The organism is Aequorivita sp. IT1183 (assembly GCF_058068265.1).
In genome coordinates this window covers 204334-224352 of record NZ_JBYRHS010000006.1, presented here as the reverse complement: position 1 = coordinate 224352, position 20019 = coordinate 204334, and the positions used below count along the sequence as shown (strand labels likewise).

Genomic DNA, 20019 nt, shown 5'->3' with positions numbered 1-20019 from the left:
TTTTTGAATCACGACAAAAATACGTATATTTGTGTCAAATGTCGTGATTGTGGAAACTTATGATAATCGTACTAATGTAAATTTAGCTAAAGAACCCGAAGTCTTTTACCTTATTAATAACCCTTTCGATAGAATCGTTGGGGTTTTAGGAGGTATTGCCCAGGTAGGGCAAGTGGTAAATAGCGATATAGATCTTATTGCAATTACCAGAAAAGGTTTGCCTAAAAGCGTTGTTTATTCGTTGTGTGAAGTTTTAGATATTTCCATGGATAGATTGAGCGATTTGCTTCATATTTCTCATAGAACGTTGCAGCGAAAAGCAGATGATGATCTTTTGGGGGTTTCAAATACAGAACAACTTTTTGAAATTGCAGAAGTGGTTTCAGAAGGAATAGCGGTTTTAGGAACACTCGAAAATTTTAGAAATTGGTTACATTCAAAACCTTATATATTTAGTGGTCAAAAACCTTTAGATTTTTTGGATACAAGGTTTGGAATTCAACATGTTACAAATATCCTTGGGCGTATTGCTCATGGAATTCCTTCATAATTGTGCGTATTTTCAGAATAGCTAAAACACAGTATATCGACGATTTATCGGGTGAAGGGGCTCGTTTATATGGAGGGAGATGGAATAAGATTGGCGATCCGATGTTATATTTTTCAGAAAACCTATCACTGAGTTTATTAGAAATAATAGTACATATTGAATTTGCACAATTGCCTTTGGATTATTCGTTTTTAGAAGTTGAAATTCCAGATGAGGATATTAAAACTGTACTTTCTATTGATTTTATAAATCCAAAATGGACCACGGAGGCAGCTGTTAACCAGTTGCAAATGTTCGGTTCGGGATGGTTAAAAAATCAAGAAAGTTTAGCGATGCGGGTGCCTTCAGCCATATTATCTCTAGAAAATAATATTCTTATTAACCCAGCTCATTTAGATTCGGGGAAACTTAAAGTAGTTCGAAAAGGTAAATTTAGTGTGGACCCTAGATTGGTTCGCTAATCATTCTTCTTCGTCATCGAGATTTTCTTCATCCCAGTCTTCATCAAAATCATCGGAATCTGAAAAAAATTCGTCGGGAAGGTTGCTCGGGTCGAAGGGAATATCATCGGGGTCGTGATCATCGTAATTTACGCCGGGTGGGTTGAAAAGTCCCCAACGGTCTATAATATAATCCCAAGGGTCAAAAGATTTCACCCATTCAGCAAAAAGTATTCTGAATTCTTCAACCTCTTTTCGCAGCAAATCTAAATATTCAATATCCTTAAAACCGTGCATTTGTATTCCACGAACGTCGGTAATTAATTCTCTAGCAGCTTTACGAATAATAGCCGCATTTTCCATTTTAAGATCGTAGATTTCAACAGCTTCGGCACCAGAAATTTTTGCAGGAATTGTATAAGCGTTTTCCATTAGGTAATCTAGGTTGTGCGCTAACATTTCCTTTTCAACTTTACGTTTAAAGACGATATCAGTTTTTTCAACAGAAGTAACAATATGCCGCACTAACTCCCTGATTTCCTCTGCTTTTATGAAAATGGGCATCTGCCGCACGCGATTGTGCCGCTCCATTGGATCGAAATCATTCTCCTCGTCAAACATTTATAAATAGTTATGCCTTTTACAAATGTAACAATTGAAATGGAAAGAAGTAGGGTAAATGTTTGAAGTGTAAATTACAGCGTCAACCTCCAAGTATGTTGAAGTTTTCTGAACTTTTTAAGCTCTTTTCGAAGTAATGGTAAAAAATCTTTTCCGTTACTATTTACTCTTTCTAAACGTTCGCAGTTTTTATAGAGCAAATTTGATAATCGCATTACCGAAGCTGCGTATTTATGCTTTTCTTCGGAAAACGGCTGGCTTTCGGCCTTTAATATTTGCGGTCCTAAGGATACAGATTGTTGTACAATATCTCCCGTGAAGTAAATATTCGGATCTTCAGAGCCATTTTTATGTAAATGCGCTAAATCATGACCAATGTAGGCAGAAATATTTCTAGCCAACGAGAATATATCTAATGCTTTTGAGTAAACAGCAGATTGCGAATTTTTTCCAAAGGTGTGGGACGACATTTTTCTTTTTTTAAGCGTATCAAATTTAAGGACTAAACAGCACATTTTACAATAATAATTAAAGCAAAATTGTATATTTGATTTAATTATTAATGATTTTTTTAAATATACTTTAATATGAGCATTGACTTGTTAAATTGGAAAATTTTAAATTGTCTTCAAAAAAATGCGCGTCAGCCCAGTACCGAAATAGGAAGAAAGGTAGGTATTAGTTCGCCTGCGGTGTCGGAACGTATTAAAAAAATGGAAGATTCGGGTATAATTACTGGTTATTTCACTGTTGTTTCGCCCTTTGAAGCTGGCTATCAATTTAAAGCAATTATTACCCTTCGAGCCTTTATGGGGAAGTTAAAACCATTTCTAGATGTGGTGAAAACTTATGACGAAGTTCTAAATTGTTACCGTATCACTGGAAATGAAAATATTGTAATGGAAGTAGTTCTCAAGAATCAAAAACATTTAGAAACTTTTATTGACCAACTGATTGTTTACGGCGAAACCAAAACCCAAATTGTTCTTTCGCACGTGGTTAAAAACAACGATTTGAAACCACTAAAATAGATTTTGTTAAAGAGTTAATAATTGGTTTATTTTTAAGAATTCTGCATCATTTTTCATAGTATATTAGCTATACGTCTACAAATTAAAATGTTATGAAAAACTATACTATTCACTTTTTAATAATTACTGTTGTATCAGTATTATTAGGTTTTACAGGTTTAGAATTTCCGGGTGCTAAAGTAGTTAGGATAATTTGTCTTTTTGCGAGTATCGGCTTAATGATTTCATGTGCTGATGCAGTTATTGTTTCGCGAAAACAACGCCGCGCGAAAAAACAATCACATATAAAAAACTGAAATTTAGATATTTCCAGTGTTAGATTTCTTCAACAGAAAGTAGAGCCATATTGTCAATAAAGCTATTAAAAGAAGGAAGATTGCGAAAAACGTCCATGTGTTAAAATAGCCAAAACTATTTACGAGATTCATTCCTCCATTATGGCCAATTAAATGTGCAAAACTGAAGCTCATACTATACAAACCCATATAACTTCCTTTTCTACCTTTGGGAGCCATTTCTAATGCGAGCGCATTCGAAAAGGGAAAACCAATCATTTCACCGAGTGTCATTAGTAGCATTGCTACCACTAATATACCACTCCAACTTGTTAAGTTTAGTACTAAAAAGCTAAGTCCGAGAAAAAATATTCCCCAAAACGTTGCCATAGTTTTCGAAATCTGTTTTCGGTCTAACCAAGCAATTAAAGGCATTTCGAATATTACAATTGTAGCTCCATTCAGAAATAGCAACCAGCCAATTACATCTTCAGAGAGAAAATGAACCTGCTCGTAAAATATCGGCATCACCGAAAAATATTGAACAAACGCAAGACTGTTTGCCACCATTATTACGAAAAACAGTATAAATAATTTATTCAAATAAGGAGCAACTCCTTCTTTAACGACGATCGTTTTACCGGCGTTATTGTCCTTTTGTTTCTTCGGTTGTAAAAGAAGAATTACAGCAATTGCCGCCATTATACAAGTAAGACCATCAATCCAAAAAAGAGAAGTATAGTTTAAATGCGCTATAATTAAACCACCTACTAATGGCCCAATGGAGAAGCCTAAATTTATAGCCAGCCGGATTAATGCTATACATCTAGTTATGTTTCCTGGTTTACTGTAGGTGTCTGCGGCAACAAATATGGCGGGTCGTCCTGCGTCCGTCATCATTGTTAATATAAATATACCAATGCAAAAACCATAAAACGTTTCGATAAACTGCAAGAGTACAAAGCCTACGCCACCTAAAAATAGACTCGCAAGAATAACTTTATAAAAACCAATTGTATCGGTTAATCTACCGCCAATATATGTGCCTACCAAAGAACCTAAACCAAAGCAGGACATAATCCACCCCACTTGTGGTAGATTGAAACCTTCAACATTTACAAGATAAAGAGATAAAAAAGGAATAACCATTGCCCCAGCACGATTAATGAACGTAACCAAAGACAATAGCCAGATTTCTCGCGAGAGGCCGCGAAAATTTGCTAAATAGTTGGTATATATCTTTTTCATACTAGGTTATAAATCTAAAACGTCCCGGTTAAAGCCGAGACGTTTCTATATTGAATAAATTAATTGCTAAAGTGTCAATACATACATCGCCGGCATTTCTTTCTAGAAATGACCTGATACTTGCGGCAGGTGTATGAGTTATTTTTCATTTTTTATGAATTATTCATCAAATGTAGTGAAAAAATTAATTATAAATAAAACGGAGGCCTAATTGTAGTTTTTATATTTTTACTAAAAACTACAGATGAAAGGATTACTATTATTTCTCAGCTTCTTTTTAATATGCGTAACTATTTCGGCACAAAATGAAGAATTAATTTCTGAAAGCAAAGCAGAACAAATTAAGCTAAATGAAGAATTCAGCAATCCTGAAACCACAATTTTAGAACCAAAGGATTTCAAAAACTTTAAAGGTTTAGTATTTTATCCCATTGAAGAAAAATTTATTGTTGAGGCAAAATTTGTCCGAACACCAGATGAGAAACCGTTTTTAATGCCAACCACAACTGCGCGAAAACCGGAATATGTAAAATATGGCGAAGCACATTTCACGCTAGAAGGAAAAGACTTTATTTTGAATCTTTTTAAAAGTGTGCAACCATACGATGAGCCAGGTTACGACGATTATCTCTTTCTGCCTTTTACAGATTTAACGAGTGGCGATGGCTCCTATGGTGGAGGAAGGTTTTTAGATCAGCGTATTCCTGAAGGAGATAAAATAGTCATTGATTTTAATAAAGCTTATAACCCATATTGTGCCTACAGCCCACGATATTCGTGCCCAATACCGCCAGAGGAAAACGATTTATTAATTAGAATTGAAGCGGGTGTGAAAGATTTTGGGAAGCATTAAATTACCTTCACTAACCACATTCCCAAAAAAACCATCGCGAAGCCAATAACGAAGCTGGCAATAGTATAAAGCGCAAAAGACATAAAATCTCCACTTTTTAGGAAAAGGTGGTTTTCATAAGCAAATGTTGAAAAGGTAGTAAAACCGCCACAAAATCCTGTAGCTAAAAACAATACAGTATTTTGCGAAAGTGTTTCGTTTTTTAAAGCAAGTCCTAGAATTATTCCGATTAGTAAACTCCCCAGAATATTTGCTGCAAAAGTACCGTAGGGTATTCCAGTTTCGTAGTTGTTAAAATACTTGGATAGCCCGTATCTAAAAGTGCTTCCCAAGCCGCCGCCTAAAAAAACCAATGCTAACTGCTTCATTTACATTCCTTCTTCTATAGGTTCGGGTACAGAGATTATTGGTATGTAAATTTCTGTTAACCAATTGGCGGGGTTGAGTACCTCCTCTGGGTTGGTTATATAAACTTCAAACATTTTTCGGTTTGTGTCTATTTGGTGGTCGTTTTTAGTAATGTACTGTCTTCCTTTTAAATATGCTTCGGAAAGATGTTCATAATTTCCTTTAAGCGAAATTTTTACTGCCGTTACTCGCTCCATAAATCCACAAACAACTGGACTTCCTTCTGGCGTAATAACCTGCGCATTCACAGGTACTGCCGCTGAAAAAATAACGGTGTTGTTTGTATTGTCTATTTCGTTATAAATGGTGAAAGGTTTTCCTGCCATAGCGAGATTGTTCTGGGTAATAAAACTCATTACTTCATTCATTAAAGGAGCCATTTTTTCATCAACCTCGTCTTGTTTAGCAACTGTAGTTGTATACATATAATAACCGCCGCCATATTGCGTAACACCGTCAACATTTATGGAATACTGTTTCATATCTTCGGCTACTTCAACGGCAATTCCTTCAAGACCAGATTTATTCATTTGGTGCATCGCTGTTTCAAAGTCAAAACCGCTTAATGAATAATATGCTTTATCAATAAGGGTGTGTTCGCCTTTCATTCCCCAAGTTACTTTTGTGCCGCCATCGGCATCTTCAAATTTCCAATACACTTTTGGGTTTCTTTCTCCAGCAGGCGTATATAAAGTTAAATCTTGTTCTATTTCTTTATTCGGAATAACCTTTGTTGTAGTCATAGCGCCACTCATTTCGCCATCCCAAGAATACGATGCGCCTTCACCCGAAGTTTTTTCGGCATAAGTAAAAGTCATGGTAGAGTCTTGTTTTTTCCACGGCCCCCATTTTTCCCAGCTTTTATAATTATTCACTTTACTGAAAACAACTTCTGGCGGTGCTGCAATTATTGCGGAATCCTGAATGTCATATGTTCCATCTTGTGTTCCGAAATAAATCGCGCTACCGATAATAATAATGAGAAGAAGAAAAAATAAGTACTTTAATATTTTCATTTGGTTGGGTGTTAATTGGTGTTGCTAAGATAGTGAAAAATCATGGACGCATTTTACAATCAATCTCGCTCATTTGCAGTGTTTTTTTTAAAATATTATTGCGATTATTAATTTAGTACATTTGCGGGAATCTAAAAATTTTATAATATGAAGAAGACCTTTTTTATTGCAATGGCAATAAGCGGTTTATTGTTTTTTTCTTGTAAAGACAACAAAGCAGAAAACGATTTAGCTCAAGTGGAAGCAGTTGAAACCACAGAATTTGACTACAACGTAGAATCGTTTGGCGATATAAAAATATTGCGTTATCAAATTCCGGGTTGGGAAAAACTTACCCTAAAGGAGCAGAAACTTGTATACTACCTTACGCAAGCTGGACTAGCGGGAAGAGATATTATTTGGGATCAAAACTACCGTCATAACCTTACTATCAGAAAAGCGTTAGAGAATGTATACGCCAATTATAACGGCGATAAAAACTCTGAAGACTGGAAAAATTTTGAAACCTACTTAAAGCGAGTTTGGTTTAGTAACGGGATTCACCACCATTATTCCAATGCTAAAATGAAGCCTGAATTTTCTTCAGATTACTTAAAGCAACTTTTAACCGATACCAACACAACCTTGGAAGGTGAAGCTTTTGAAGTAATTTTTAACGATAAAGATGCTAAAAAAGTAAACCAAGCAAAAGGTGTAGATAATGTAGCTGAAAGTGCCGTTAACTTTTATGGGCCAGACGTTACTAATAAGGATGTAGAAGCTTTTTATGCTAAAAAGATTTCTCCAAATCCTGAAAAGCCATTGTCTTTTGGTTTAAATTCAAAATTGGTGAAAGAGAATGGACAACTTAAAGAATTGGTTTACAAGTCTGGCGGACTTTATGGCTCAGCAATAGATAAAATTGTAGAATGGCTAGAAAAAGCCCAAGGTGTTGCCGAAAACAAAGCACAGGGTGATGCACTTGGTCTTTTAATTCAATATTATAAATCTGGAGATCTTCAAACGTGGGATGACTACAACGTAGCTTGGACTTCTGCAACAGCAGGGAATATAGATTACATAAACAGTTTTATTGAAGTGTATAACGATCCACTTGGTTATAGCGGCTCGTATGAGACGGTAGTGCAACTAAAAGATTTTGATATGTCTGAAAAAATGGCAGTTGTTTCTGAAAACGCACAGTGGTTTGAAGATAACTCGCCATTAATGGAAGAACACAAAAAGAAAAACGTTGTAGGTGTAACTTATAAAGTAGTAAATGTAGCTGGAGAAGCTGGTGATGCTTCACCAAGTACGCCAATTGGTGTAAACCTTCCAAATGCAAACTGGATACGCGCTGCTGTGGGTAGTAAATCTGTTTCATTAGGAAATATTATTGAAGCTTATAACAATGCAGGAAGCAGTGGCAGATTGAAAGAATTTGTTAATGATGCCGAAGAACTTGAATTGGAAGAAAAATACGGGCAAATAGGCGATAAATTACACACCGCACTTCACGAAGTAATTGGTCATGCATCTGGACAAATGAATCCTGGTGTTGGTGAAACCAAAGAAACATTAAAAAACTACGCGTCTACATTAGAAGAAGGCCGTGCAGATTTAGTTGGTCTTTACTATTTATACAACCCAAAACTTCAAGAATTAGGATTGGTTGATGATTGGAAAAAAGTTGGTATGGCCGCATACGACGGTTACATCCGTAACGGTTTGATGACGCAATTAATTCGTTTGAATTTAGGCGATAATGTTGAAGAAGCACATATGCGTAACCGCCAGTGGGTTTCTTCTTGGGTTTTTGAAAAAGGAAAAGCAGACAACGTAATTGAAAAAATTACGCGCGACGGCAAAACCTATTTCAATATCACTGATTACGATAAACTTCACGACTTATTCGGTCAATTGCTTCGCGAAACACAGCGAATTAAAAGTGAAGGGGATTATGCAGCGGTAGAGCATTTAGTTGAAACCTACGGTGTAAAAGTAGATCAAAAAATTCATAAAGAAATATTGGATCGCAACAAGCAATTTACTGCAGCGCCTTATAGCGGTTTTGTGAATCCTATACTTGTTCCAAAAATGGATGCCAATGGTGAGATTGAAAGTTTCACTATAGAGCAGCCAAAAGGTTTTGCAGAACAAATGACTTACTATTCTGAAAATTACAGCAATTTACCAGCGGTAAACTAAGAGTACAATTTATAAAATTTAAAAGCCTTCAAAAGTAATTTTGAAGGCTTTTTTAATTGAATATTACTTTGGTTAATGTAATACGTTTTTATAATCGCTCAATAATAAGGTTTACTAAAAGCGTCGTGGAAGTATAATCTTCATCGTTTTCAATTGCCTTTTCAATTGCTTTTTTGGCTTGTTTCAAAGCTTTTGAATATTCTTTTGTTTTGTAAAGTAATGCGGCATAAGTATCAAGATTGTAACTGTTTTCATTTAGTTGAATAGAACGAAGCACAATTTCAATACATTTTGAAAGAACTTCGGCTTCGTTATGTTCTTCATAACCGTGCCAAGCCAAAAGGTTTAACGAGCTCCAATCGAACCATTTATCACTTATTTCTTTATCACTATATTCATCAAATGTTGCCTTTGTGGTTAGTTCAAAATTTTCGTTTATAAGTTCTCTAAATTTCTCTTTAGAAAGTGAGCCTTCTTGTACGCCTACATTGGCACCATCCATAATAAAATAGAACGTGGGTATAGATTCAATTCCTAGATAATCATCAGTCTCGTTAGCATCTACATCCATTCGGTAAAAAGTAACCTCACCCTTATATTCTTCGGCCAATTCCTCCATTATAGGCGACATTATTTTGCAAGGTGCACACCAAGTAGCGTAAAAATCGATTATAAATGGTTTGGTACTGTTTTCAATTGCGCTGGCAACTGTATCGTCTGTTAAGGTCTTTACTTGCCCATAGCTTAAAATTGAGAAAGTAAATAAAGCAGTTAAAAGAATATAATTTTTCATAATAACAGGTATTAGTTCGTATTCAAATTTAATTTATGCCAAAACAAAAAAAAATACCCAATTAAGGGTATTTTTAAATATTGTGAATTAAATATTATTTCAATCTAGCTATCAATTTAGAAAACCAATTTTTTGCCTATATTCAAAATAGATAATTGAAATAATTACAAGGTTAGTTGCATTCTAAAGCAGGAGTCTTCTGTAACGGTAACAGTACCATCCCAGTTATAGCCTTGGCAACTTGCGGTATAATTGTATGTGCCTGGTGTTAAGTCGCTAAAATTACCGCCTGCACCATCTGGCACACAATCTGGAGTTCCAGAAGTATAGTAACTAGAAATAGAACTGGAGCCCACGCCACTTAAGTTTACGGTAATTGGGCCACAACCAAAATCTGAGCTAGTCCAAAACTTTACATCTCCTTTGTTGCTTCCGCCGCCACCGCCACCGCCGCCACCGCCGTTGCCGCCAGCATCGCTGCAATCAACTCCATAGCCTCCAATAATTACATCAACGGCTCCATTGGCATCCAGATTTGCTTCCAAAACAAACTCGACTCCATTTATTGCAACTGTGCAAGTATTTGGTGGAATATCACCCAAATTGTGAGCATAAAGCGTTACGTAATTGAAACCATTATACCCAAAATCATAATCAACACTTATTGGGCTAGAAGGACCGTTAAGTGTTTGTTCGTCTATAATTACATTACCATTTGCAATAATAGAAACGATATCACCGTCTACAGTACCGTGATCCCAAACCGAAATATTGGTTATTCTGCTTGAAATTTCTATACATCCTAAATAGTTATTCGTTCGCCCAAAAGAGGAAGAAGGTATTATGGAAGTTTCATTTACCTCTACGATTTCTTGTTCAGGTTCGGCCTCTTCCTCTTCTTCACAACTTATAAAAAAGAAGCAGAAAATTATTAAAAACGGAAATAAATACATTAGTTTTTTCATAATATAATTTGGATTAAGGTTAGTGTTTTGTTCGTTTTCACTTTTAAATTTTATGCATTGATTGTCAAGTTTCTGGTTAATTTCTGAGAAAACCCGTAGTGCATCGCTTAGTCTTATTGCAATCGTTTCCTCTCTCCCCAAAGAGTATATATTGCTCAGGATGTTTCAAATTTCACAATGCACTTTTAGGTTTTTTCTTCTATATAAATAGAATGCCTAATCAAACAGATTCCATTTTTCAGTTTTTAAAATAGCAAACTTCGAATGGATTTAGACAAATATAGGGTAGGGGGGAATTCCAAAAAATACCTACTAGTAGGTATTTTTAGCAGGAAATTTATACGAATGTTTTTGTAGTGAATCGAATAAAAAGTAGGCGAGCACTAAGAGAATAGCGAGCTCGGCTAAAAAGTTATTTTTTTAAATATGTCTTTACAACTAACAGAAAAAGGATGAATGCTATAAAACCTAGCAGTATCCAAAAACTACCTTTATAGTATTTTTTGTGAAGTTTTTTATCTCCGCGGTAACTGAAAATCATTACAATTACGAAGACAATAAAAAATAAAACAGCAAAAACCCACTGGCCGGTACTAAACATAAATTTGTAGTTTTACAGTTGTCAAAAATACAATACTAATTTAAAAATCACCCTTCTATCAGGGCTTTAATATGAAGAATAAAATAAACGCAGTTACTGAATTTCATAAAGCATTTAGCCTTGGAATACAAAATACGCCAACTGCCAATTTAGACTTAAAAAAGAACTTATTGCGCTACGAACTTATGCGCGAAGAGAACGAAGAATACCTTGAAGCCGCAAATAATAACGATTTGGTTGAGGTTGCAGACGCACTGGGCGATATGCTCTATATTTTATGCGGAACTATCATTGAACATGGAATGCAGGATAAAATTGAAGAAGTGTTTAATGAAATTCAACGAAGTAACATGAGCAAGTTGGGCGCAGATGGAAAGCCTATTTATCGTGAAGATGGAAAGGTTTTAAAAGGTCCCAATTATTTTAAACCGAATATTAAATCCATTCTTGAAAAGTAGCCAACAAAAAAGTCCAAAACTTTACGTTTTGGACTTTTTTAAATATGTTTTTGTTTTTCAGTTAAACTACTTCAAATCTCCAGCCAAAAGGGTCGTCGCTGCGGTTGTATTGAATGTCCATCAATTCTTTTTTGAATTGCAAAGCAAAACCATCTTCCTGTTTTTCGATGTCATAAACGGTTTCTTTATAACTGAAAGCGCTTACTGGGCTAATAACTGCTGCAGTTCCAGCTCCAAAGATTTCTTTTAAACTTCCGTTTTTAGCAGCTTCCACAATTTCAGAAACTAAAACTGGTCTTACTTCAATAGTAATGTTGTCTCTTTCTGCAAGTGCCAAAACACTTTTTCGAGTAACACCATCTAAGATTCTATCGCTAACTGGAGCGGTTAAAAGTGTGTCGTTCACTCTAAAAAATACGTTCATTGTTCCGGCCTCTTCCAATAATTTATGCTCGCTGGCGTCTGTCCAAATAACTTGATGAAAGCCTTTTTCGCGGGCTAAATTAGTAGGGAAAAATTGTGCGCCGTAATTACCGGCTGCTTTTGCTGCACCTACACCACCATTTGCCGAGCGGCTGTAATGTTCTGCTATTACTACTCTAACATCGCCTGTGTAATAAGCTTGCGCTGGCGACATTAAAATCATGAATTTATATTCTGTTGAAGGCGATGCAGAAACGCCAACTTGTGTTGCAATTACAAACGGACGAATGTAAAGTGAATTTCCAAGACCTTGTTGTACCCAATCTTTATCAATATTTACGAGGGTAGTTAACGCCTCAAAGAAAATATCTTTCGGGAACTCTGGAATGGCCATCCGTGTGGACGATTTATTTATTCGATTAAAATTTTCTTCAGGTCTAAAAAGCCAAACTCTATTATCTTCATCCTTGAAAGCTTTCATGCCTTCAAAAACCGCTTGCCCATAATGAAAAACTTTTGCAGCCGGCGAAATGGTTAACGGACCGTATGGTTTAATGGTCGGGTTTTGCCAAGCACCATCTTTGTAATCACATTCAAACATGTGATCGGTGAAAGTATTTCCGAAAGTAAGATCGTTGAAATCTACTTCTCCAATTCTTGAAGATGCAACTTTTTGGATATCTAGTTTTTGTGTCGTAGACGGATTCATGAAGAAAAGTGTTTATTTGGTAAAAATAGGTAAAATTTAGACCATATAAAATTCAAAAAATCATTAAAATTGCAAAGCATTACCAATCAATAATTTATTAAAAACTTCAATATGAAAAAAATACTAGTTGTATTTTCCCTAATGGTAGCTTTAGTTAGTTGCAAAAACGAGAAAACAGAAGACAAGCCAGCACTAGAAACGGAAGAGATAGCAGTGAACTATCAAACGTTTGGCGATAAAATAACAAACCAAGATGTTTTAGATAAATCAGCTATTGCAAAAAGATATAACGATTTAAAAATTGGCGACACTATAAATGTAAAATTCACCACCCAAGTAAAGGAAGTTTGCCAAAGTAAAGGTTGCTGGATGAAAGTTGATATGGGTGAAAAAGAAGCGATGGTGCGTTTTAAAGATTATGGTTTCTTTATGCCAAAAGACATTGCAGGCAAAGAGATTATCGCCGAAGGAAAAGCTTATATTGAAGAAATGAGCGTTGAAGATCAACGTCATTATGCCGAAGATGGCGGTGCAACTGCTGAAGAAATCGCTGCTATTACTGAAGTTAAGCGCACCCTTGCGTTTGAAGCTAATGGCGTACTTATTCCTGAAGAGGCAAAACAATAACTTTTGAAACGAACCTTATTTAAAACGGGCGACGGCTCTTACACGCTGCACATTGCAGAGTGGGATGAACAATACCACTCTAAGCACGGTGCAATAGCCGAAGCTCTTCATGTTTTTATAAAAGAAGGGCTTTACCACTGGTTTTCTGAAAATGAAATGGGCGAGGTATCAATTCTCGAAATTGGTTTTGGCACAGGGCTAAATGCTTATCTCACTTTTTTAGAAACCGAAAAAAATCCGTTTAAAGTAAATTATACGGGTGTTGAAGCATATCCATTAGAAATGGAGGAAATCAACGCGCTCAACTATACTTCGCTTTTAAATACTTCCGAAGAAAAATTTAATGAAATGCATCTTTCCGCTTGGGAAGAAAAAACCACTGTTTCTGAAAATTTTCAACTTACAAAACAACAAAAACTCTTTTCTGAAATTACAGATGAAAATTCTTTCAATTTAATCTATTTCGATGCCTTCGGCATTCGTGTACAGCCCGAACTTTGGACTGAAGAAATTTTTCAGAAAATGTATAATTCTTTAAAACCTAACGGTGTTTTAGTAACCTACGCGGCCAATGGCAACGCACGACGTGCCATGCAGGCAGTTGGTTTTAAAGTGGAACGTCTTCAAGGCCCACCCGGTAAAAAAGAAATGTTGCGGGGCACGAAAATTTAAGATTCATAGTTCAAAATTCAAATTGAAATAAGTGGTTCGAAATGCATCGAAATGACTTAATTCTCCACCTGTAAATTCTAAATTTCACAATCTTCCGTTAATGGTCTTTGTCAGGTGTATTTGAATTTATAAATTTAAGTTTATGATCAAGAAGGTATTAATAACGGGGGCCACGGGTCTTATTGGCTCAGAGCTAGTAAGGCAATGTCACCATGAAGGAATTGCAGTTAACTACCTCACTACAAGCAAAGAGAAAATTAAAAACACTGAAAATTATAAAGGATTTTATTGGAATCCTGATACCGGTGAAATTGATACGAATGCTTTTGACGGTGCGGAAGCAATAATTAATTTAGTGGGAGCATCCATCGCAAAAAGATGGACCAAAAAATACAAAAAGATTATTCTCGATAGCCGCATTGAGAGTATGAACTTAATCTATGAAACTCTCAAAAAAATAGATCACAGCGTTGTGCATTTTATTTCAGCTAGCGGCATAGGCATCTATCCCAATTCAAAAACAAAACTATACACAGAAGAAGACAAAGAAGTTGACGATACTTTTTTGGCAGAAGTTGTAGTTGCATGGGAAGCTGCTGCCGCAAAATTCAAAAGCTTAGGAATGGGCATGGAAGTTAGCAAAGTGCGTACAGGAATGGTTTTAGCAAAAAATGGTGGCGCTTTGCCTAAACTAGTTAAACCAATTAAATACGGAGTTGGTGCTCCTTTAGGAAGTGGCGAGCAGTGGCAATCTTGGATACACCTTGAAGATATTGCAGGCATTTATCTATTTCTTCTTAAAAATCAGTTGGAAGGAAAATACAATGCCGTAGCACCCAATCCTGTGCAAAATAAAAAAATGACCAAAATGATTGCTACAAAATTAGATTGTCCGTTGTGGTTGCCAAATATTCCGAGTTTCGCTTTAAAACTATTATTAGGCGAAATGTCTGTTTTGGTGTTGGAAGGACAATTGGTCAGTTCGCATAAAATAGAAGAACTTGGGTATCATTTTAAATACTACAATTTAGAAAACACTTTGCAGGATTTACTGTAAACTAAAAGAGAGCGGCATATGCCGCTCTCTTTATTATTTATATGCTAAGCAATTATGCTTTCGTAGCAACTAACAACACATTAATTTTAATAACGTCATTGATAAATTTGTCACCCAAACTTGGGAAAATAGATTTTGAGCCGTAGTTCACGTTCCATTTTGTTCTGTCTATTTCAAAAGCTTCACTTTTAAGTGTCATTTTATCACCATCCATTGTTACAACTGCAGGAAATTCAACAGCGTTGGTTTTGTCTTTAATAGTCAAGTTTCCTTTAACTATATTATTTTCAAGACCTGTCATTTCAAATTTAGCAGTTGGATATTCAGTTACATTAAAAAAGTCACCTTCTTTACCTTCAACAGTACCTTTTAAGTGTGCTTCTAAGTTTGCTTTCTCTTTTCCTTCTAAATCTTCATCATTAATACTATTCATATCGATAATAAAGTTTCCAGCTTCAACCTTTCCATCGTTTAAATGAATTGTTCCAGAAGTAAGGCTAATAGTTCCGTGGTGTTTGCCAGTTGGTTTAGCACCTTCCCACATAATTTGTGATGCAGCAGCGTCTACTGAGTATGCAGTAGCAGTTTCGGTAGCTTGTGCAGCTTCTCCAACTGTTGTAGCTGTTTCCTTTTCAGTGTTTTTGCAAGAAAATGCACTAACTGCAAGAACGGCCATTAAAGTAATTTTAAAAAATGTAGATTTCATAAATTCAAGTTTATAATTTAGGATGCAAAAATATGATTAATAGTCAATAATTCAGTTAAGGAAGTATTAAATAAAACCCTGTGACATTTTGACATTTTATAACAAATGGCAGTACTTTTGCTCCCTTCAGAAAAAATTGAAACATACGCTACTATGAGCAAAAACGATAATTTGAATGAAACCCAACGCGAAGCGGATTTAGGTTTTGACGAACAGGATATAAATGAGCAGGAAATTGCCGAGGAAAAAGTAACCGATGCACTTACAGAGTTACAAGAAGAATTTCAAAACGAAAAGGACCGCTACTTGCGTCTTTTTGCTGAATTTGAAAACTTTAAAAAACGCACTGCTCGCGAACGCATTGAAATGTTTAAAACTGCAGGTGAAGACGTTATAACTTCGTTGTTGCCAGTTTTAGACGACTTCGAGCGCGCATTAAAAGAAATTGAAAAAAGTGAGAACGACAGCCTGTTTAAGGGTGTTGGGCTTATCAATAACAAACTGAGCGAAACTTTAAAGTCTAAAGGGCTTTATTTAATGGAGGTTAACGCTGGCGATGTTTTTGATTCAGAATCTCACGAAGCGATTACACAAATTCCAGCCCCGAATGCTAAGCTAAAGGGTAAAATTATAGATGTAGTAGAAAAAGGATACAAATTAGGCGATAAAATAGTTCGCTATCCAAAAGTAGTTATAGGACAATAATATGAAGGAAGATTATTACGAAATATTAGATATATCAAAGTCCGCCACAGTGGCGGAAATTAAAAAAGCATACCGAAAAAAGGCAATTCAATATCATCCCGATAAAAATCCGGGCGATCACGAAGCTGAGGATAAGTTCAAGAAATCTGCGGAAGCTTACGAAGTATTGAGCGATCCCAACAAACGTTCTCGTTACGATCAGTACGGGCATCGCGCATTCGAAAATGGCGGCGGTGGCGGCGGATTCGGCGGCGGCGGAATGAATATGGACGACATATTCAGTCAGTTTGGAGATATTTTTGGCGGTGGCGGTTTTGGCGGCGGCGGTTTTGGTGGCGGTGGCCGCAGAACCATGAAGGGGAGTAACCTTCGTATACGCGTTCAGCTTACCTTAGAAGAAATTGCCAATGGTGTTGAGAAAAAGATTAAAGTAAAACGCAAAAAACTAGCAAACGGAACAACCTACAAAACCTGTTCTACTTGCAATGGTCAAGGGCAAGTAACACGAATTCAAAATACAATTTTGGGTCGTATGCAAACTGCTGCTACGTGTAGTACTTGCGGTGGATCTGGACAGATTGTAGATTCTAAGCCAGCAAATGCAGACGCCGATGGAATGTTGGTGACTGAAGAAACAGTATCTATTAAAATACCAGCAGGTGTAGTAGATGGCATGCAGCTAAAAGTTTCTGGAAAAGGAAACGATGCGCCAGGCAATGGAATTCCTGGTGATCTTTTGGTTGCCATTGAAGAAAAGCCACACGATTATTTACAACGTGAAGGCGACAATTTGCATTATGATTTATATATAAGTTTTTCTGAAGCAACTTTGGGTACTTCAAAAGAAATTGAAACCGTTACTGGAAAAGTGCGTATCAAGATTGATAGTGGTGCCCAGAGTGGAAAGATTTTAAGACTTAGAAGTAAGGGAATTCCTAGTATCAATGGATACGGAACTGGCGATTTGTTAGTTCATGTAAACGTTTGGACACCCAAATCTCTTTCAAAAGAACAGAAAGAATTTTTTGAGAAAATGAGCGATGACGAGCATTTTCAACCGAAACCAGAAAAAGAAGACAAGTCGTTTTTTGAGAAAGTAAAAGATATGTTCTCTTAATTAAACGTTAAATAAATATTTTTGCATATATTTGAAATGTCGCTTCGTCTTAGAAGTGATAATTTTTCTTTTTCATAGCAATTTTTTTTCCCACCCAAGAATTTATTTTTGGGTGGGTTTTGTTTTTAGGCCCCCATAGCTGGAATTTTTGAAGTGACCATTTCCAAGGCATTATTTTTTTCTCTTTCGTTTTTGCCTTTTCTATTGTCTAAAAAAAATCATAAATCTTACCCCTTTAAACTTTAGGGTGCATTCAAATCAATATATTTACAGAACAATTTAACTTTATGGAAAAACTTTTAGTAGTCAACAATGTTTCTAAAATCTACGGCGATTACAAAGCGCTAAACGATGTATCCATCGAGGTAGAAAAAGGAAGCATCTTTGGCTTGCTGGGTCCTAATGGGGCCGGAAAAACTACCCTTATACGAATCATCAACCAAATTACAATGCCCGATGCTGGCTCGGTTATTCTCGACGGAGAGCCACTTCAGCCACATCATATTAAAAACATTGGTTATTTACCCGAAGAACGCGGTCTTTACAAATCTATGAAAGTCGGGGAGCAGGCACTATACTTGGCGCAGCTTAAAGGGCTAACAAAACAAGAGGCTAAAGAAAGATTAAAATATTGGTTTGATCGGTTAGATATAGGCGATTGGTGGGATAAAAAAATCCAGGAGCTATCTAAAGGGATGGCGCAGAAAATCCAATTTGTAGTTACCGTGCTTCACGAACCGAAACTATTAATTTTTGACGAACCATTTAGTGGTTTCGACCCAATAAACGCCAATCTAATTAAAGATGAAATTCTTAAACTTCGCGATGACGGGGCAACGGTAATTTTTTCAACGCACCGTATGGAATCGGTGGAGGAAATGTGCGATCATATTGCGCTAATACACAAATCGAATAAAATATTGGATGGAAAATTAATCGATATAAAGCGTCAATATAGAAACAATACTTTCGAAATTGGTTTGATTACTCAAAATCCCCTAGAAGCTACGGCTTCGTTAAAGGAAAAATTTGAAATTTTCCCAGCTACATTTACAAGTATCAATGACGAATTACAATACAAAATAAAGAAACCAGATTCAGTTTCGCCTAACGATTTTGTAAACTATTTAACTTCGCTTGGACAATTAACCCACTTTGTAGAAGTGGTGCCATCTGTCAGTGACATTTTTATTGAAACCATCCAAAAAAATTAACCAATAATGAACCATCTTCCTCTAATAATAAAAAGGGAATACCTAACCAAAGTTCGCAATAAATCCTTTATTGTGATGACGTTTTTGAGCCCGCTTATTTTCGTTGGTATTTTTGCTTTGGTAGCATATTTATCCAGTCTTAACAACGATACCGTTCGTCAAATTTCAGTATTGGACGAGAGTGGAATGTTTGCAGATGAATTCAACTCTACGCCACATTTACAGTATAAAATGCTAAGTGGATTAGAGTTGGAAGATGCAAAAAAAATAGCTGAAAACGGTGAGATTTACGGCCTTTTGTACATTCCAAAAACGGAAAGTCTCGATCAACTTTCAGAAAAAATTACCTTTTATTCTGAAGATTCGCCATCGTTGTCATTAATGGGCGACATCAATGATTTGCTTGAAAATAAGGTAAACAACCTAAAATTAAGGGAAGCTGGTATTGATTCAGAAACCATTAAAAGCCTTCACATAAATATTAGGGCCAACCAAGAAACCTTTAAAGGAAAGGAAACATCAAAACTTGGCTCGGGTCTTAAGCTAATTTTTGGCGGTGCCGCAGGGTATTTGCTTTTCATGTTTATCATTATTTATGGAAATATGATAATGCGAAGTGTAATTGAAGAAAAAACAAGTCGCGTAATTGAAGTAATTATTTCATCTGTTAAACCGCGAACATTGCTACTGGGGAAGATTTTCGGAACCACACTTGCCGGAATTACACAGTTTGTAGTTTGGGTGGTGTTAATTTTGGTTTTAATGACGGTTGTCACCTCTGTTTTTGGAATAGATCCTTCTGCTGGTTCACCCTCGCAACAGGTATTGGAAAATAGCGTAGCTGGCGGGACCCAAGAGATTATGAATAATGTAATGATAGAAATCAACAATTTGCCTATTACAAATCTAATTGTAATGTTCCTGTTGTTTTTTGTGGGCGGTTACTTGTTATATGCTTCCTTGTATGCATCGGTAGGTGCTGCTGTAGATAACGAAACCGACACCCAACAATTTATGATGCCTATTTTAATGCCTTTAATTCTGGCAGTTTATGTTGGCTTTTTTACGGTAATAGATAATCCGCACGGAACTGTTTCGCAGGTTTTCTCGTATATTCCTTTTACATCGCCAGTGGTAATGTTAATGCGTATTCCGTTTGGTGTTCCGCTTTGGCAACAAATTATTTCGGTAGTTATTTTATTCGCAACATTCATTGCTATGGTTTGGTTTGCGGCTAAAATTTATCGCGTAGGTATATTAATGTATGGTAAAAAACCAACGTACAAAGAAATATTTAAGTGGCTGAAATACTAAAATATCCTTGCCGAAGTATGCTATGAAAT

23 protein-coding genes are annotated in these 20019 nt (G+C 36.0%); 14 read left to right on the top strand and 9 right to left on the bottom strand.

Going from position 1 to position 20019, the window contains the following annotated elements:
• Window positions 1-49 precede the first annotated feature (49 nt).
• Both AC3RVF_RS13730 and AC3RVF_RS13725 read left to right on the top strand, forming a co-directional pair.
• Window positions 50-550: an Xre family toxin-antitoxin system antitoxin gene (locus AC3RVF_RS13730; RefSeq protein ID WP_489691800.1), complete on the top strand. Its 501-nt coding sequence runs from the start codon at window positions 50-52 to the stop codon at window positions 548-550.
• A 2-nt stretch (window positions 551-552) separates the two neighbouring features.
• Window positions 553-1011, top strand: coding sequence for an RES family NAD+ phosphorylase (locus AC3RVF_RS13725; protein ID WP_489691799.1), 459 nt, complete (start codon window positions 553-555; stop codon window positions 1009-1011).
• Here the strand turns inward: AC3RVF_RS13725 and AC3RVF_RS13720 are convergent, their stop codons facing one another.
• Entirely contained in the window at window positions 1012-1611 is a 600-nt protein-coding gene (locus AC3RVF_RS13720; RefSeq protein WP_489691798.1) for a hypothetical protein, read from the bottom strand.
• A gap of 74 nt (window positions 1612-1685) precedes the next feature.
• Window positions 1686-2081 carry a hypothetical protein gene (locus tag AC3RVF_RS13715; protein WP_489693608.1) on the bottom strand — a complete coding sequence of 132 codons (396 nt, stop codon included), beginning with the start codon at window positions 2079-2081 and terminating at the stop codon, window positions 1686-1688.
• Window positions 2082-2198: 117 nt separating this feature from the next.
• Between AC3RVF_RS13715 and AC3RVF_RS13710 the strand changes: the two genes are divergently transcribed.
• Both AC3RVF_RS13710 and AC3RVF_RS13705 read left to right on the top strand, forming a co-directional pair.
• Entirely contained in the window at window positions 2199-2642 is a 444-nt protein-coding gene (locus AC3RVF_RS13710; protein ID WP_489691796.1) for an Lrp/AsnC family transcriptional regulator, read from the top strand.
• 92 nt (window positions 2643-2734) lie between these two features.
• Entirely contained in the window at window positions 2735-2938 is a 204-nt protein-coding gene (locus tag AC3RVF_RS13705; RefSeq protein WP_489691795.1) for a hypothetical protein, read from the top strand.
• A gap of 3 nt (window positions 2939-2941) precedes the next feature.
• Here the strand turns inward: AC3RVF_RS13705 and AC3RVF_RS13700 are convergent, their stop codons facing one another.
• A complete protein-coding gene (locus AC3RVF_RS13700; protein WP_489693607.1) occupies window positions 2942-4165 on the bottom strand; it encodes an MFS transporter in 1224 nt (407 codons plus the stop codon).
• A 244-nt stretch (window positions 4166-4409) separates the two neighbouring features.
• Here AC3RVF_RS13700 and AC3RVF_RS13695 point away from each other — a divergent pair, with 244 nt between their 5' ends.
• The gene (locus AC3RVF_RS13695; RefSeq protein WP_489691793.1) at window positions 4410-5018 is read left to right on the top strand and encodes a DUF1684 domain-containing protein; all 609 of its coding nucleotides are present in this window, start codon (window positions 4410-4412) and stop codon (window positions 5016-5018) included.
• Here AC3RVF_RS13695 and crcB read toward each other — a convergent pair.
• A complete protein-coding gene (crcB, locus tag AC3RVF_RS13690; RefSeq protein WP_489691792.1) occupies window positions 5015-5386 on the bottom strand; it encodes a fluoride efflux transporter CrcB in 372 nt (123 codons plus the stop codon). The two genes, AC3RVF_RS13695 and crcB, sit on opposite strands and share 4 nt — an antisense overlap.
• Window positions 5387-6442: an SRPBCC family protein gene (locus AC3RVF_RS13685; protein ID WP_489693606.1), complete on the bottom strand. Its 1056-nt coding sequence runs from the start codon at window positions 6440-6442 to the stop codon at window positions 5387-5389.
• Between the two features lie 147 nt (window positions 6443-6589).
• On the opposite strand from AC3RVF_RS13685, the gene AC3RVF_RS13680 reads away from it, so the two are divergent.
• Window positions 6590-8629, top strand: a complete 2040-nt coding sequence (locus AC3RVF_RS13680; protein WP_489691790.1) for a dipeptidyl-peptidase 3 family protein — start codon at window positions 6590-6592, stop codon at window positions 8627-8629.
• Between the two features lie 88 nt (window positions 8630-8717).
• Here the strand turns inward: AC3RVF_RS13680 and AC3RVF_RS13675 are convergent, their stop codons facing one another.
• The gene (locus AC3RVF_RS13675; RefSeq protein ID WP_489691789.1) at window positions 8718-9422 is read right to left on the bottom strand and encodes a thioredoxin family protein; all 705 of its coding nucleotides are present in this window, start codon (window positions 9420-9422) and stop codon (window positions 8718-8720) included.
• Window positions 9423-9586: 164 nt separating this feature from the next.
• Window positions 9587-10387, bottom strand: a complete 801-nt coding sequence (locus AC3RVF_RS13670; protein ID WP_489693605.1) for a hypothetical protein — start codon at window positions 10385-10387, stop codon at window positions 9587-9589.
• Between the two features lie 672 nt (window positions 10388-11059).
• Here AC3RVF_RS13670 and AC3RVF_RS13665 point away from each other — a divergent pair.
• The gene (locus AC3RVF_RS13665; RefSeq protein ID WP_489693604.1) at window positions 11060-11446 is read left to right on the top strand and encodes a pyrophosphohydrolase domain-containing protein; all 387 of its coding nucleotides are present in this window, start codon (window positions 11060-11062) and stop codon (window positions 11444-11446) included.
• Window positions 11447-11507: 61 nt separating this feature from the next.
• Here the strand turns inward: AC3RVF_RS13665 and AC3RVF_RS13660 are convergent, their stop codons facing one another.
• The gene (locus AC3RVF_RS13660; RefSeq protein WP_489693603.1) at window positions 11508-12578 is read right to left on the bottom strand and encodes a branched-chain amino acid aminotransferase; all 1071 of its coding nucleotides are present in this window, start codon (window positions 12576-12578) and stop codon (window positions 11508-11510) included.
• 111 nt (window positions 12579-12689) lie between these two features.
• Here AC3RVF_RS13660 and AC3RVF_RS13655 point away from each other — a divergent pair, with 111 nt between their 5' ends.
• From AC3RVF_RS13655 to AC3RVF_RS13645, 3 genes are all read left to right on the top strand, one after another.
• Window positions 12690-13205: a DUF4920 domain-containing protein gene (locus AC3RVF_RS13655; RefSeq protein WP_489691785.1), complete on the top strand. Its 516-nt coding sequence runs from the start codon at window positions 12690-12692 to the stop codon at window positions 13203-13205.
• 3 nt (window positions 13206-13208) lie between these two features.
• Window positions 13209-13877 (top strand): tRNA (5-methylaminomethyl-2-thiouridine)(34)-methyltransferase MnmC2, encoded by a 669-nt coding sequence (mnmC2, locus tag AC3RVF_RS13650; protein WP_489691784.1) that lies wholly within the window; start codon window positions 13209-13211, stop codon window positions 13875-13877.
• 142 nt (window positions 13878-14019) lie between these two features.
• The gene (locus AC3RVF_RS13645; RefSeq protein ID WP_489691783.1) at window positions 14020-14934 is read left to right on the top strand and encodes a TIGR01777 family oxidoreductase; all 915 of its coding nucleotides are present in this window, start codon (window positions 14020-14022) and stop codon (window positions 14932-14934) included.
• A 52-nt stretch (window positions 14935-14986) separates the two neighbouring features.
• Here the strand turns inward: AC3RVF_RS13645 and AC3RVF_RS13640 are convergent, their stop codons facing one another.
• On the bottom strand, window positions 14987-15640 hold the full coding sequence (locus AC3RVF_RS13640; RefSeq protein WP_489691782.1) for a YceI family protein: 654 nt from the start codon (window positions 15638-15640) through the stop codon (window positions 14987-14989).
• A gap of 105 nt (window positions 15641-15745) precedes the next feature.
• Here AC3RVF_RS13640 and AC3RVF_RS13635 point away from each other — a divergent pair, with 105 nt between their 5' ends.
• From AC3RVF_RS13635 to AC3RVF_RS13620, 4 genes are all read left to right on the top strand, one after another.
• Window positions 15746-16345, top strand: a complete 600-nt coding sequence (locus AC3RVF_RS13635; protein WP_489691781.1) for a nucleotide exchange factor GrpE — start codon at window positions 15746-15748, stop codon at window positions 16343-16345.
• Window position 16346: 1 nt separating this feature from the next.
• Complete coding sequence (gene dnaJ / locus AC3RVF_RS13630) at window positions 16347-17462, top strand: molecular chaperone DnaJ (protein WP_489691780.1); 1116 nt, start codon at window positions 16347-16349, stop codon at window positions 17460-17462.
• 287 nt (window positions 17463-17749) lie between these two features.
• Complete coding sequence (locus AC3RVF_RS13625) at window positions 17750-18676, top strand: ABC transporter ATP-binding protein (protein ID WP_489691779.1); 927 nt, start codon at window positions 17750-17752, stop codon at window positions 18674-18676.
• A 6-nt stretch (window positions 18677-18682) separates the two neighbouring features.
• Complete coding sequence (locus AC3RVF_RS13620; RefSeq protein ID WP_489691778.1) at window positions 18683-19990, top strand: ABC transporter permease; 1308 nt, start codon at window positions 18683-18685, stop codon at window positions 19988-19990.
• The last annotated feature ends 29 nt before the right edge of the window (window positions 19991-20019 follow it).

Bases quoted from the DNA above. Each gene is read 5' to 3' on its own strand.
- dnaJ (WP_489691780.1), top strand. From the start codon at position 16,347: ATGAAGGAAGATTATTACGAAATATTAGATATATCAAAGTCCGCCACA.
- AC3RVF_RS13625 (WP_489691779.1), top strand. From the start codon at position 17,750: ATGGAAAAACTTTTAGTAGTCAACAATGTTTCTAAAATCTACGGCGAT.
- AC3RVF_RS13640 (WP_489691782.1), bottom strand. From the start codon at position 15,640: ATGAAATCTACATTTTTTAAAATTACTTTAATGGCCGTTCTTGCAGTT.
- AC3RVF_RS13635 (WP_489691781.1), top strand. From the start codon at position 15,746: ATGGCAGTACTTTTGCTCCCTTCAGAAAAAATTGAAACATACGCTACT.
- AC3RVF_RS13720 (WP_489691798.1), bottom strand. From the start codon at position 1,611: ATGTTTGACGAGGAGAATGATTTCGATCCAATGGAGCGGCACAATCGC.
- AC3RVF_RS13705 (WP_489691795.1), top strand. From the start codon at position 2,735: ATGAAAAACTATACTATTCACTTTTTAATAATTACTGTTGTATCAGTA.
- AC3RVF_RS13680 (WP_489691790.1), top strand. From the start codon at position 6,590: ATGAAGAAGACCTTTTTTATTGCAATGGCAATAAGCGGTTTATTGTTT.
- AC3RVF_RS13645 (WP_489691783.1), top strand. From the start codon at position 14,020: ATGATCAAGAAGGTATTAATAACGGGGGCCACGGGTCTTATTGGCTCA.
- AC3RVF_RS13675 (WP_489691789.1), bottom strand. From the start codon at position 9,422: ATGAAAAATTATATTCTTTTAACTGCTTTATTTACTTTCTCAATTTTA.
- AC3RVF_RS13655 (WP_489691785.1), top strand. From the start codon at position 12,690: ATGAAAAAAATACTAGTTGTATTTTCCCTAATGGTAGCTTTAGTTAGT.
- AC3RVF_RS13660 (WP_489693603.1), bottom strand. From the start codon at position 12,578: ATGAATCCGTCTACGACACAAAAACTAGATATCCAAAAAGTTGCATCT.
- AC3RVF_RS13665 (WP_489693604.1), top strand. From the start codon at position 11,060: ATGAAGAATAAAATAAACGCAGTTACTGAATTTCATAAAGCATTTAGC.
- AC3RVF_RS13700 (WP_489693607.1), bottom strand. From the start codon at position 4,165: ATGAAAAAGATATATACCAACTATTTAGCAAATTTTCGCGGCCTCTCG.
- AC3RVF_RS13715 (WP_489693608.1), bottom strand. From the start codon at position 2,081: ATGTCGTCCCACACCTTTGGAAAAAATTCGCAATCTGCTGTTTACTCA.
- crcB (WP_489691792.1), bottom strand. From the start codon at position 5,386: ATGAAGCAGTTAGCATTGGTTTTTTTAGGCGGCGGCTTGGGAAGCACT.
- AC3RVF_RS13620 (WP_489691778.1), top strand. From the start codon at position 18,683: ATGAACCATCTTCCTCTAATAATAAAAAGGGAATACCTAACCAAAGTT.
- AC3RVF_RS13695 (WP_489691793.1), top strand. From the start codon at position 4,410: ATGAAAGGATTACTATTATTTCTCAGCTTCTTTTTAATATGCGTAACT.
- AC3RVF_RS13710 (WP_489691796.1), top strand. From the start codon at position 2,199: ATGAGCATTGACTTGTTAAATTGGAAAATTTTAAATTGTCTTCAAAAA.
- AC3RVF_RS13670 (WP_489693605.1), bottom strand. From the start codon at position 10,387: ATGAAAAAACTAATGTATTTATTTCCGTTTTTAATAATTTTCTGCTTC.
- AC3RVF_RS13685 (WP_489693606.1), bottom strand. From the start codon at position 6,442: ATGAAAATATTAAAGTACTTATTTTTTCTTCTTCTCATTATTATTATC.